This window comes from Delftia sp. WY8, assembly GCF_018437695.1.
GTDB lineage: Bacteria > Pseudomonadota > Gammaproteobacteria > Burkholderiales > Burkholderiaceae_C > Comamonas > Comamonas tsuruhatensis.
Genome location: NZ_CP049795.1, coordinates 4,037,066 through 4,049,256, shown reverse-complemented (window position 1 = coordinate 4,049,256; position 12,191 = coordinate 4,037,066). Strand labels below are relative to the sequence as shown.

Below are 12,191 nucleotides of genomic sequence, written 5' to 3'. Positions count from 1 at the left end.
CTTGAGGGGACTGAATTACTTCAGTTCAGCCTTGGCACCGGCTTCCACCAGCTTCTTCACAGCGGCTTCAGCGTCAGCCTTGGCAACGCCTTCCTTGACGTTCTTGGGAGCGCCGTCGACCAGGTCCTTGGCTTCCTTCAGACCCAGGCCGGTGATTTCACGCACGGCCTTGATGACGGAAACCTTGTTCGCGCCGGCTTCGGTCAGCACAACGTTGAACTCGGTCTTTTCTTCTGCAGCAGCAGCGCCGCCAGCAGCGCCACCAGCAGCGGGAGCGGCCATGGCGGCAGCGCTCACGCCGAACTTCTCTTCAATGGCCTTCACCAGGTCATTGAGTTCCAGGACCGTCATGCCGTCGAGCGCGGTCAGAAATGCGTCTTTATCGAATGCCATTTTGATTTCCTAACAATATTGGTTAACTGCCGCGCGCTCAGGCTGCGACTGCTTCGGCTGCCGGTTCTTCGGCAGAGCCTTCGCTCTTCTTTGCCGCCAGGGCGCCCAGCACAACGGCCGTACGCGAGATAGGCGACATCAGCAAGCCACACAGTTGTGCCAGCAGAACTTCCTTCGAGGGGATGTTCGCCAGTTGCTTCACACCGTTCACGTCCAGGGCCTTGCCTGCAAACGCACCACCGCGGATCACCAGCTTGTCGTTGGTTTTCGCGAAGTCGGCCACCACCTTGGCGGCAGCCACTGCGTCTTCAGAGAAGCCATAGATCAGAGGGCCGGTCATCTGGTCGGCGACAACGTCGAACTGGCTGCCAGCCACAGCACGGCGGGCCAGCGTGTTCTTCAACACGCTCAGGCTCACACCCTTGCTGCGGGCGTCAACGCGCAGTTTGGTCATGTCGGCGACCGTGATGCCGCGGTATTCCGCGATCACAAGCGTTTGAGCTTTTGCGGCGAGGCTGGTCACTTCATTGATGACCGCTTCTTTCTCACTGCGATTAAGACTCAAGGTCTACTCCTTCAAATGCACACTCGGGGCAGGCCCCTCATGCGCGCTCTTGTTGCAGCGACCAACTGTTTTGGAAATGCATCCATCTGCAGCGGGATCGCCATCTGCGTTGGCCCCTGAGGTTTAAGTGCCGCAAGGCACACCAACGGTCTTGGATGACCCGGCGCATCGCTGCGCCGGCCCACCACTGAGGCAGCCCGCAAGCCGCCTCAAGATTTCTTGGCTATCAGGCCGAGATGGTTTGCGTGTCGACGCGAACGCCCACACCCATGGTCGACGAAACAGCCACCTTGCGCAGGTACAGGCCCTTGCTCGAGGCGGGCTTGGACTTGTTCAGGGCGTCGATCAGCGCAGCCAGGTTGCCTTGCAGCTTCTCGTTGTCGAACGAGCGGCGGCCGATGGTGGCGTGGATGATGCCGGCCTTGTCGACGCGGTATTGCACCTGACCAGCCTTGGCGTTCTTCACGGCCGTGGCCACATCGGGAGTCACCGTACCCACCTTGGGGTTGGGCATCAGGCCGCGCGGGCCCAGGATCTGACCCAGCGTACCGACGACGCGCATGGCGTCGGGGGCAGCGATGACCACGTCGAATGGCATGTCGCCAGCCTTCACGCGGGCAGCCAGGTCGTCCATGCCGACCACGTCGGCGCCAGCAGCCTTGGCTTCTTCAGCCTTGGCGCCTTGGGCGAACACGGCCACGCGGGCGGTCTTGCCAGTGCCGTGGGGCAGCACGACGGCGCCACGAACCACTTGGTCAGACTTCTTGGCGTCCACGCCCAATTGCACGGCCACGTCGATGGATTCATCGAACTTGGCGGTGGCGGCTTCCTTCACCAGCGCCACGGCGTCGGCGAAAGCGTACAGCTTGGTGGACTCCACCTTGCCCTGGAGAGCCTTTTGCTTCTTGGTCAACTTGGCCATTTACACGCCCTCCACAATCACGCCCATCGAACGGGCCGAACCAGCCAGCGTACGCACGGCGGCGTCGACGTCAGCAGCGTTCATGTCCTTCAGCTTGGTGTTGGCGATCTCTTCCAGCTGAGCGCGGGTGATCTTGCCGACCTTGTTCTTCAGGGGGTTGGAGGAGCCCTTGTCCAGCTTGATGGCCTTCTTGATCAGCACAGTCGCCGGAGGCGTCTTGATGATGAAGGTGAAGCTCTTGTCGGCAAAGGCCGTGATGACCACGGGCAGGGGCAGGCCGGGCTCGACACCTTGGGTCTGGGCGTTGAACGCCTTGCAGAATTCCATGATGTTGAGGCCGCGCTGACCCAGCGCAGGACCGATCGGAGGAGAGGGATTAGCCTTACCAGCTGGCACTTGCAGCTTGATGAAGCCGACGATTTTCTTCGCCATTGAATGCTCCTTGCGGGTATAGCGCCGCCGGCCCAACCAACAATAGTTGCAGCCGGCAGCTCCCCGGGGGTTAAAAGACTCTTGCTGACACGCCCTGCACCGAGCCTAAAAATGCAGAGCCAGAGATTGTAAGCGGTAACTCAGGTTTTTTCAACCTGGGCAAATTCAAGCTCGACCGGCGTGGAGCGACCGAAGATCATCACCGAGACGCGCAGGCGGCTCTTTTCGTAGTTGACCTCTTCGACCGAGCCATTGAAGTCCGTGAAGGGGCCTTCCTTGACACGCACCAGTTCGCCGGGCATGAATTCGATCTTGTGGCGCGGCTTGTCCGTGCCTTCCTGCATCTGGCTGACGATCTTGCGCACTTCCTCTTCGGAGATCGGTGCGGGGCGGTTCTTGGCACCACCCACGAAACCCGTCACCTTGCTGGTGTGCTTGACCAGGTGCCAGGTATCGTCGTCCATGACCATCTCGACGAACACGTAGCCAGGGAACAAGCGGCGTTCGGTGGTACGGCGCTGGCCGTTCTTCATCTCCACCACTTCCTCGGTGGGAACCAGGATGCGACCGAACTTGGACTGCATGTCCGAACGCGCGATGCGCTCGATGATGTTGCGCTCCACGGCCTTTTCCATGCCGGAGTAGGCATGGACGATGTACCAGCGCAGATCCGGATTGGCAGGCGTTGCCCCTCCGTCGTTCACACCTGTTTCGACAGCATCCATTACTTCCTCCAGCCCAAAATCAGGTCATACAGGACCCACTCCAGCGTCTTGTCCGTGAACCACAGGAACAAGGCCATGATGACCACAAAGCCGAAGACGTACAAGGTCATCTGCATGGTCTCCTTGCGCGTCGGCCAGACGACCTTCTTGACTTCGCGCCAGGCATCCTGCGCAAAGCTGACGAAACGCTTTCCGGGCTCGGAAACAAGGAACGTGCCAGCAGCCGCAGCCAGACCGACCAGCAGCACCAACCACTGAACGATGGGACCTTGCTTGCTCAGCAGATAGAAACCTGCGATCGCAGCAACGACTAAAGCCGCGACTGCGGCAAGCTTGGCTTTGTCAGCTCCGGAGCTGACCGTTTCAACCTGAGTAGTGGCCATAATCCATTTCTAATGCGCATTTTTTGCGCAACGCCAAGACACCGAAGCCCGCTTTGGGGCGGGCTCGTTGCGATTCCACCATCAGGTGGCAGGGGCAGTAGGAATCGAACCTACAACCTTCGGTTTTGGAGACCGACGCTCTGCCAATTGAGCTATACCCCTACGAATCAATTAGGCAATGATCTTGGCAACCACGCCAGCGCCCACGGTACGGCCGCCTTCGCGGATAGCGAAGCGCAGACCTTCTTCCATGGCGATGGGGGCGATCAGCTTGACGGTGATCGACACGTTATCGCCAGGCATCACCATTTCCTTGTCGGCGGGCAGCTCGATGGAGCCGGTCACGTCGGTCGTGCGGAAATAGAACTGGGGACGGTAGTTGTTGAAGAACGGAGTGTGGCGACCACCTTCGTCCTTGGACAGCACGTACACCTCAGCCGTGAAGTGGGTGTGGGGCTTGATGGAGCCGGGCTTGCACAGCACTTGGCCGCGTTCCACGTCTTCACGCTTGGTGCCGCGCAGCAGCAGGCCCACGTTGTCGCCAGCCTGGCCTTGGTCCAGCAGCTTGCGGAACATTTCCACGCCGGTGACGATGGTCTTCTGGGTGTCGCGGATACCGACGATTTCGATTTCTTCGCCGACCTTGATGATGCCGCGCTCAACGCGACCGGTCACCACGGTGCCACGGCCGGAGATCGAGAACACGTCTTCCACGGGCATTGCGAAGGCACCGTCCACAGCGCGCTCGGGCGTGGGGATGTAGGTGTCCAGGGCTTCAGCCAGACGCAGGATGGCGGGCTCGCCCTTGTCGCTTGCGTCACCTTCCAGGGCCAGCTTGGCCGAGCCGCGGATGATGGGGGTGTCGTCGCCGGGGAAGTCGTACTTGGCCAGCAGCTCGCGCACTTCCATTTCGACCAGCTCCAGCAGCTCTTCGTCGTCCACCATGTCGCACTTGTTCAGGAACACGATGATGTAGGGCACGCCCACCTGACGAGCCAGCAGGATGTGCTCGCGGGTCTGGGGCATCGGGCCGTCAGCGGCCGAGCACACCAGGATAGCGCCGTCCATCTGAGCAGCGCCGGTGATCATGTTCTTGACGTAGTCGGCGTGGCCGGGGCAGTCAACGTGAGCGTAGTGGCGGTTGGCCGTTTCGTACTCGACGTGGGCGGTGTTGATCGTGATGCCGCGGGCCTTTTCTTCAGGTGCTGCGTCGATCTGGTCGTAAGCCTTGGCTTCGCCGCCGAACTTCTTGGACAGAACGGTGGCGATGGCAGCCGTCAGGGTCGTCTTGCCGTGGTCCACGTGACCGATGGTGCCCACGTTGACGTGGGGCTTGGTACGCTCGAATTTTTCTTTAGCCATTTTTCCGACTCCGAAAAAAATCTAAATCACTACAACAGGATTTGGCGCAACCCCATCTAGCGAGCGCACCAGAGAGAATGGTGCCCATGGGCAGGATCGAACTGCCGACCTCTCCCTTACCAAGGGAGTGCTCTACCACTGAGCCACATGGGCCTTGAAGCCGCCGAAGCAACCTCAAAAAACTTTGCTTGCAAACTGGAGCGGGAGACGGGAATCGAACCCGCGTCATTAGCTTGGAAGGCTAGGGTTCTACCATTGAACTACTCCCGCACAGATTGACTGCACGCTGCCACCTTTTCAGATGACTTCTCTTCTTCACCATTACTGGTGGAGGGGACTGGATTCGAACCAGTGTAGGCGTAAGCCAACAGATTTACAGTCTGCCCCCTTTAGCCACTCGGGCACCCCTCCGAAGAGATTTGAATTCTAGCACCGTTTTTTTCGTCTGAAAAAATTCAGTGCATTTTTTTCTCAGGCCACCGGGGCGATCCAAGAAAAATGTGGCGCGGCTGGCGGGGATCGAACCCACGACCCTTGGCTTCGGAGGCCAATACTCTATCCACTGAGCTACAGCCGCTCAAGGCATCGCTGCCCTGCACAAGCCGATGATTGTCGCATGACTTTGCACTACCGCGTACAAGCCCCGCGGCCCCACCCGCTCATTGGGCAGGAGCCTCCGAAACCGTGAAGCCCAGCCCGCGCAGGCAGACATCCACCGCCTGGGCACCCACTTGCTTGAGATCGAAAGCCCGCCCCAGCAGCCAGCTCTGCAGCAGCCCGTCAAACATGGCGCACAGTGCGATCGATGCCTGGTGCGCCGACATGGGCATGGTGACCGCATGGCTTTCGGCGGCGGCACACAGCGCCAGCTCCAGCCGGGACGAAAAGGAGTCCAGTGCCGCACGATTGCGCTCCTGCACCGGCATGAGTTCGCCCACGTACTCCACCTTGAGCAACAGGATCTCGAAGACGCGCCGCGTGCTGTCGTCATCCGCAATGCGCCCGAAGACCACCGCCATCAGGCGCCGCACATATTCCAGCGCATCGCATTCGGAGTCATCTTCGCAGTCGCCCTGAGCGGCCTGCTCCAGCGGGAGCGTGACGCGATCCAGCATGGCATAGAAGAGATCCAGCTTGTCCTTGAAATGCCAGTAGACCGCACCGCGCGTGGCGCCGGCTCGCTGGGCAATCTCGTTGAGCGAGGCCCGGGCGACACCCTGCTCGTAGAACACTTGCTCCGCAGCGTCCAGCAGACTGTTGCGCGTTGCAAACGCATCTTCTTTCGTTCGTCGTGCCAAGATGTATTTCCTTCCATCGTTGAGCCCGGCCATGCCACGCTACGCCATGCTTCGCGCCGCCTTGCAGCAACTGCGGTCATTATACATTCATGTATGTATGTATAATCCGCGACTTGCCCGTGGACACGGGCGTTCCGGATAGCGCTGACCGGAACGTCAACATCGTTATTTGATTCAGCACAAGGACCCATCATGCCCAGCACACGCAGCAATGTGTCAGCCGCTCCGTCCCCTTACAACAGTCTGCGCCTCACCACCGTGGCCCTGGCCGTCACCGCCGCAATGGCCATGGCCGCCTGCGGGAAAAAGCCCGAAGAACAAGCTGCCGCACAGCAGCAGATGCCCGCCGTCCCTGTAGGTGTGGTGGTGGCCACCCCCGCCGATGTGGGACTTGTGACCGAGTTGCCCGGCCGCGTGGACGCGCGCCGCGTGGCCCAGATCCGGGCCCGCAGCGCCGGCATCGTGCAGGAGCGCCTGTTCAAGGAAGGCAGCGACGTGAAGGCCGGCCAGGTGCTGTACCGCATCGATCCGGCGCCCTACCAGGCGACGCTGCAAAGTGCCAAGGCCACGCAGGCCCGTGCCGAGGCCAACCAGGCCCAGGCACTGGCGCAACTGGAACGCTACCGCCCGCTGGTTGCCGCCAACGCGATCAGCAAGCAGGACTTCGTCAATGCAGAGGCTGCCTACAAGCAGGCCCAGGCTGACGTCGCGGCCGGCAAGGCCTCCGTGCGGACCGCCGAGATCAATCTTGGCTATACCAGCGTCACCGCCCCCATTTCTGGCCGCATCGGCCAGTCTCTGGTGACCGAAGGCGCGCTGGTCGGCCAGGGCGAGGCGACCCCGCTGGCCGTGGTCCAGCAGATCAATCCGGTCTATGTGAATTTCACCCAGTCGTCCAGCGAAGCCTTCCGGCTGCGCCGCGCGATGGAGCAGGGCAAGCTCAAGAAGGCCGATGGCGCCGAAGCCGCCAGCGTCGAGGTGCGCCTGGACGATGGCACGGCCTACGAACTCAAGGGCAAGCTGCTGTTCACCGACCTGACCGTGGACAGCTCCACCGGCCAGGTCACGCTGCGTGCCGAGGTGCCCAATCCCAAGGGATTGCTGCTGCCCGGCATGTATGTGCGCGTGCGCATGGAGCAGGCCCAGGCGTCCAACGCCATTGCCGTGCCCCAGCAGGCGGTGACGCGCACCGAGACCGGCGACACCGTGAGCGTGGTCAGCGACGACGGCAAGATCACCAAGCGCCAAGTGAAGGTGACCACGGCCCAGAACAACCAGTGGCTGGTCAGCGAAGGCCTGCAGGCGGGCGAGAAGGTGATGGTCGACGGCTTCCAGAAGCTGCAGATGCTGCCACCCGGCACGCCGGTCAAGCCCGTACCGTGGCAGCCCGAGGCCGCAGGCGCCCAGAAGCCGGCCGGCACGGCAGCGCCAGCCCCGCAAGCCGCAGCCGATGCCAAGCCTGCGGACCAGGCAGACAAGAAGTAATCAAGGGGCTCAGCAATGGCCAAGTTCTTTATCGACAGACCGATCTTTGCATGGGTCGTCGCGCTGTTCATCATCGTCCTCGGTGGTATCGCGCTGACCAAGCTCCCGATCGCTCAATATCCCAAGGTGGCTCCTCCGGCCATCGTCATCAACACGGCCTATCCAGGCGCGTCCGCGAAGGTGCTCGAAGACAGCGTGCTGTCCGTGATCGAGCGCGAGATGAACGGCTCGCCCGGTCTGGTCTACATGGAGTCTGTGGCCCAGGCCGACGGCACGGGCAGCATCACCATCAGCTTCGAGGCCGGCACCAACGTGGACCTGGCGCAGGTGGACGTGCAAAACCGCCTCTCGCGCGCCACGCCGCGCCTGCCTGCTTCGGTGACGCAGCAGGGCGTTCGCGTGGACAAGGCGTCGTCCAACTTCCTGCTGTTCATCATGCTGTCGTCCGAGGACGCCAAGGCCTATGACACGGTGGCCCTGGGCGACTATGCCTCGCGCAACATCGTTCCCGAAATCCAGCGTGTGGCAGGCGTGGGCCAGGCACAGCTGTTCGGCACGGAAAAGGCGATGCGCATCTGGTTCGATCCCGCCAAGCTGCAGGGCTACAAGCTCTCGGCCGAGGACGTGACAGCCGCCATCCGCAGCCAGAACGCCCAGGTGGCCAGCGGCGCCATCGGCGACCTGCCCAACATCACGGGCCAGAAGATCGCCGCCACGGTGACGGTGATGGGCCAGCTGTCTTCGATCAGCCAGTTCGAGAACATCGTGCTGCGCGCCAATGCCGATGGCTCCACCGTGCGACTCAAGGACGTGGCCACCATCGAGATCGGCGGCCAGGCCTACGCGACCTCCGCACGCCTGAACGGCAAGGATGCGGTGGGTATCGGCGTGCAGCTGACGCCCAGCGGCAATGCGCTGGCCACGGCCAAGGCCGTGCATGCACGCATGGAGGAACTGAAGAAGTTCTTCCCCAAGGGCGTGAATTACTCCATTCCCTACGACAGCTCCAAATTCGTGAGCATCTCCATCGAGAAGGTGGCCCACACGCTGCTGGAAGCCATCGTGCTGGTGTTCCTGGTGATGTACCTGTTCCTGCAGAACTGGCGCTACACGCTGATCCCGACCATCGTGGTGCCCATTGCACTGCTGGGCACCTTCGCGGTCATGCAGGCCGTGGGCTTCTCGATCAACGTGCTGGCCATGTTCGGCATGGTGCTGGTCATCGGCATCGTGGTGGACGACGCCATCGTGGTCGTGGAGAACGTCGAGCGCATCATGAGCGAGGAAGGCCTGCCGCCGCGCGAGGCCGCGATCAAGGCCATGGGCCAGATCTCGGGCGCCATCGTGGGCATTACGCTGGTGCTGATCGCGGTGTTCATACCGCTGGCTTTCTTCGCGGGGTCCACCGGCAATATCTACCGGCAGTTCTCCATCGTGATGGTCGCCTCCATCAGCTTCTCGGCCTTCATGGCGCTGACGCTGACACCGGCTCTGTGCGCAACCCTGCTCAAGCCCGTGGAGGCCGGCCACAACCACGAGAAGAAAGGCTTCTTCGGCTGGTTCAACCGCACGTTCGCACGCTCGGCCAAGTCCTATGAAGGCTGGGTGGCCCGCCTGCTCAAGCGCTCGGTGCTGATGATCGGCGTGTACCTGGCCGTGATCGCCGGTGCCGTGGTGGTGTTCCGTGGCCTGCCGACCTCATTCCTGCCGACCGAGGACCAGGGCTACTTCATCGTCAACGTGCAACTGCCTCCTGGCGCTGCCAAGGAGCGCACGCTGGAAGTCATGAAGCAGGTCGAGGAGGCCGTGCTGCCGCAGCCCGAAGTGGCCAACATGGTCAGCGTGCTGGGCTTCAGCTTCTCCGGCCAGGGCCAGAACGCCGCCCTCGCCTTCGTGCCGCTCAAGGACTGGTCCGAACGCAAGGGAGCGGACTCCACGGTGGATGCCATGACGGGCCGCATCATGGGCATGACGGCGGGCATACGCGACGCCTTCGTGTTCGCCGTGAACCCGCCGCCCATTCCCGAACTGGGCAATGCCGTGGGCTTCTCGTTCCGCCTGCAGGACCGTGCCGGCCACGGCCACGATGCGCTGATCAATGCGCGCAACATGCTGCTGGGCATGGCCGGGCAGAGCAAGGTGCTGGCCGGCGTGCGTCCCGACGGCCTGGAAGACGCGCCGCAGCTGCGCATTGAGATCGACCGCGACAAGGCCAACGCACTGGGCGTGGACTTCACCTCGATCAATGCGGCGCTGTCCACGGCACTGGGCTCGTCCTACGTCAATGACTTCCCCAACCAGGGTCGTCTGCAGCGCGTGATCGTGCAGGCCGACGCTCCGGCCCGCATGCAGCCCGACGATCTGCTGCGCCTGAACGCGCGCAATGCCAAGGGCGATCCGGTGCCGCTGTCCACGTTCGCGACCACCAAGTGGGTCAAGGGCGCGCAGCAGACGGTGCGCTACAACGGCTACCCGGCCGTGCGCATCGAAGGCTCGGCTGCTCCGGGCTTCAGCTCGGGCGATGCCATGGACGAGATGGAAAAGCTGGCTGCCAAGCTGCCCGAAGGCTTCGGCTTCGAGTGGACCGGCCAGTCGCGTGAGGAAAAGCTGGCGGGCTCGCAAGCCATCTTCCTGTACGCCTTCGCCATCCTGGCCGTGTTCCTGTGCCTGGCCGCTCTGTACGAGAGCTGGTCGATTCCGCTGTCGGTGATTCTGGTCGTGCCGCTGGGTCTGCTGGGCGTGGTGCTTGCCACCTTGCTGCGCAACTATTCCAACGACGTGTACTTCCAGATCGGACTGGTGACGGTGATCGGCCTGTCGGCAAAGAACGCCATCCTGATCGTGGAGTTCGCCAAGGACCTGCAGGCCGAAGGCAAGGGCCTGATCGAGGCCGCGCTGGAAGCCGCGCACCTGCGGTTCCGGCCCATCATCATGACCTCGCTGGCCTTCGGCCTGGGCGTGGTGCCTCTGGTGATCGCCTCCGGCGCCAGCTCCGCCAGCCAGCGTGCCATCGGCACCGGCGTGCTCGGCGGCATGATCACCGGCACCGTGCTGGCCGTGCTGTTCGTGCCCACCTTCTTCGTCGTGGTGCGCAAGCTATTCAAGGGCAAGATCAAAACGCACAACCCGCCGTCCACACCGGCCGGCAAGGAGGCCTTGAGCCATGATTAATCGCAGTACCCCGGTGGCCATCGCCACCGCCGTGCTCCTGGCGGGATGCTCGCTCATCCCCACCTACGAGCGCCCTGCCGCTCCGGTCGCGGCCCAATACACCCGCGCGAACGCCACTGCTGCGGCAGAAGGCGGAACGGCTGCCGCACAGCTGCCCTGGCAGGATTTCTTCCAGGACGCACGCCTGCAGCAACTGGTGCGCACCGCGCTGGACAACAACCGCGACCTGCGCGTGGCCGCGCTCAATATCGAGCGCGCCCAGGCGCAGTACCGGATCACGCGCGCCGACCAGTTCCCGACGGTCGGTGCAGGCGTCAACGCCAGCCGCGCCCCGAATACCACGGGCTCCGGCACCAAGTACGTCAACAGCTACCAGGTCGGCCTGGCCGTGACCTCCTGGGAGCTGGACTTCTTCGGGCGCATCGGCAGCCTGAAGGAAGCGGCCCTGGCCCAGTACCTGGCCACCGAGGAAGCGCGTCACGCCGCGCAGACCAGCCTGGTGGCCGCCGTGGCCAGCGGCTGGTACACGCTGCTGGCCGACGAGCAGTTGCTGAAGATCTCGCGCGACACGCTGCAGACCCGCGAAGAGTCGATCAAGCTGACCAAGCTGCGCTTCGACACGGGCGTGGCCTCCGAGCTGGACTACCGCCAGGCCGTCTCGCTGACCGAAGCTGCGCGCGCCACCCTGGCGCAGCAGCAGCGCCAGCGTGCCCTGGACGAGAACGCCCTGGTGCTGCTGCTGGGCCAGGCGCTGCCTGCGGACGTGGTCGCCAGCCTGGGCTCCAGCCAGGGCCTGCGCGACACGGCCGACCTGCCTGCAGTGCCGGCCGGCCTGCCGTCTGACCTGCTCACGCAGCGCCCCGACATCCGCCAGGCCGAGCAGCAACTGATCAGCGCCAATGCCAACATCGGCGCGGCGCGTGCGGCCTTCTTCCCGCGCATCACGCTGACCGGGCAGTTCGGCACGGCCAGCAACGAGCTGTCGGGCCTGTTCAAGAGCGGCAGCTGGGGTTTCACCCTGGCGCCCTCGGCCCTGCTGCCCATCTTCGATGCGGGCCGCAATTCGGCCAATCTGGCTGCGGCCAAGGTCGATCGCGAAGTCGCCATTGCGCAGTACGAGAAGTCCATCCAGAGCGCCTTCCGCGAAGTCTCCGACGCACTGGACAGCCAAGGCACGCTGCGTGACCAGATCATGGCCCAGCGCGCCCAGCTCGAAGCCGAGCAGGCACGCCTGAAGCTGTCCGACCTGCGCTACAGCAACGGCGTGGCCAGCTACCTGGACCTGCTGGACGCACAGCGCACCCTGTTCGCGCTGGAGCAATCCACCGTGAGCGTGCGCCTGGCGCAACTGCTCAATCAGATCGAGCTGTACAAGGCTCTGGGCGGCGGCTGGACCGACAGGACGGCGACAGCGGCTGCAACCACGCGAACTCCCACGCAGCAATAACCGCATCT

General features: G+C 63.1%; 11 protein-coding genes and 5 tRNA genes. 3 read left to right on the top strand and 13 right to left on the bottom strand.

Annotated features, from left to right (window positions below):
- Window positions 1-15: 15 nt before the first annotated feature.
- The 13 genes from rplL to G4D77_RS18710 all read right to left on the bottom strand — a co-directional run bounded on the left by rplL (window position 16) and on the right by G4D77_RS18710 (window position 6,080).
- Window positions 16-393 (bottom strand): 50S ribosomal protein L7/L12, encoded by a 378-nt coding sequence (gene rplL / locus G4D77_RS18770; protein ID WP_012202441.1) that lies wholly within the window; start codon window positions 391-393, stop codon window positions 16-18.
- A gap of 37 nt (window positions 394-430) precedes the next feature.
- On the bottom strand, window positions 431-958 hold the full coding sequence (gene rplJ / locus G4D77_RS18765; RefSeq protein WP_016450390.1) for a 50S ribosomal protein L10: 528 nt from the start codon (window positions 956-958) through the stop codon (window positions 431-433).
- A 226-nt stretch (window positions 959-1,184) separates the two neighbouring features.
- Window positions 1,185-1,880 (bottom strand): 50S ribosomal protein L1, encoded by a 696-nt coding sequence (gene rplA / locus G4D77_RS18760; RefSeq protein ID WP_016450389.1) that lies wholly within the window; start codon window positions 1,878-1,880, stop codon window positions 1,185-1,187.
- On the bottom strand, window positions 1,881-2,312 hold the full coding sequence (gene rplK / locus G4D77_RS18755) for a 50S ribosomal protein L11 (protein WP_012202438.1): 432 nt from the start codon (window positions 2,310-2,312) through the stop codon (window positions 1,881-1,883).
- A 140-nt stretch (window positions 2,313-2,452) separates the two neighbouring features.
- Entirely contained in the window at window positions 2,453-3,037 is a 585-nt protein-coding gene (gene nusG, locus G4D77_RS18750) for a transcription termination/antitermination protein NusG (RefSeq protein WP_016450388.1), read from the bottom strand.
- Complete coding sequence (secE, locus tag G4D77_RS18745; protein ID WP_012202436.1) at window positions 3,037-3,420, bottom strand: preprotein translocase subunit SecE; 384 nt, start codon at window positions 3,418-3,420, stop codon at window positions 3,037-3,039. The genes nusG and secE overlap by 1 nt, the downstream gene beginning before the upstream one ends.
- 86 nt (window positions 3,421-3,506) lie before the next feature.
- Window positions 3,507-3,582 (bottom strand) — tRNA-Trp (locus G4D77_RS18740).
- 9 nt (window positions 3,583-3,591) lie between these two features.
- The gene (gene tuf, locus G4D77_RS18735; RefSeq protein ID WP_016448514.1) at window positions 3,592-4,782 is read right to left on the bottom strand and encodes an elongation factor Tu; all 1,191 of its coding nucleotides are present in this window, start codon (window positions 4,780-4,782) and stop codon (window positions 3,592-3,594) included.
- A gap of 78 nt (window positions 4,783-4,860) precedes the next feature.
- A tRNA-Thr gene (locus tag G4D77_RS18730) sits at window positions 4,861-4,935 on the bottom strand.
- A gap of 43 nt (window positions 4,936-4,978) precedes the next feature.
- A tRNA-Gly gene (locus G4D77_RS18725) sits at window positions 4,979-5,052 on the bottom strand.
- Between the two features lie 55 nt (window positions 5,053-5,107).
- Window positions 5,108-5,193, bottom strand: a tRNA-Tyr gene (locus G4D77_RS18720).
- Window positions 5,194-5,283: 90 nt separating this feature from the next.
- Window positions 5,284-5,359 (bottom strand) — tRNA-Arg (locus G4D77_RS18715).
- Window positions 5,360-5,441: 82 nt separating this feature from the next.
- Complete coding sequence (locus tag G4D77_RS18710; RefSeq protein WP_026061988.1) at window positions 5,442-6,080, bottom strand: TetR family transcriptional regulator; 639 nt, start codon at window positions 6,078-6,080, stop codon at window positions 5,442-5,444.
- A 192-nt stretch (window positions 6,081-6,272) separates the two neighbouring features.
- On the opposite strand from G4D77_RS18710, the gene G4D77_RS18705 reads away from it, so the two are divergent.
- The 3 genes from G4D77_RS18705 to G4D77_RS18695 are packed head-to-tail and all read left to right on the top strand — an operon-like array spanning window position 6,273 to window position 12,183.
- Window positions 6,273-7,565: an efflux RND transporter periplasmic adaptor subunit gene (locus G4D77_RS18705; RefSeq protein ID WP_016448485.1), complete on the top strand. Its 1,293-nt coding sequence runs from the start codon at window positions 6,273-6,275 to the stop codon at window positions 7,563-7,565.
- A gap of 15 nt (window positions 7,566-7,580) precedes the next feature.
- A complete protein-coding gene (locus G4D77_RS18700; protein WP_016448486.1) occupies window positions 7,581-10,736 on the top strand; it encodes an efflux RND transporter permease subunit in 3,156 nt (1,051 codons plus the stop codon).
- A complete protein-coding gene (locus G4D77_RS18695) occupies window positions 10,729-12,183 on the top strand; it encodes an efflux transporter outer membrane subunit (RefSeq protein WP_154833254.1) in 1,455 nt (484 codons plus the stop codon). Before G4D77_RS18700 ends, G4D77_RS18695 begins: the two co-directional genes overlap by 8 nt.
- Window positions 12,184-12,191: the final 8 nt, after the last annotated feature.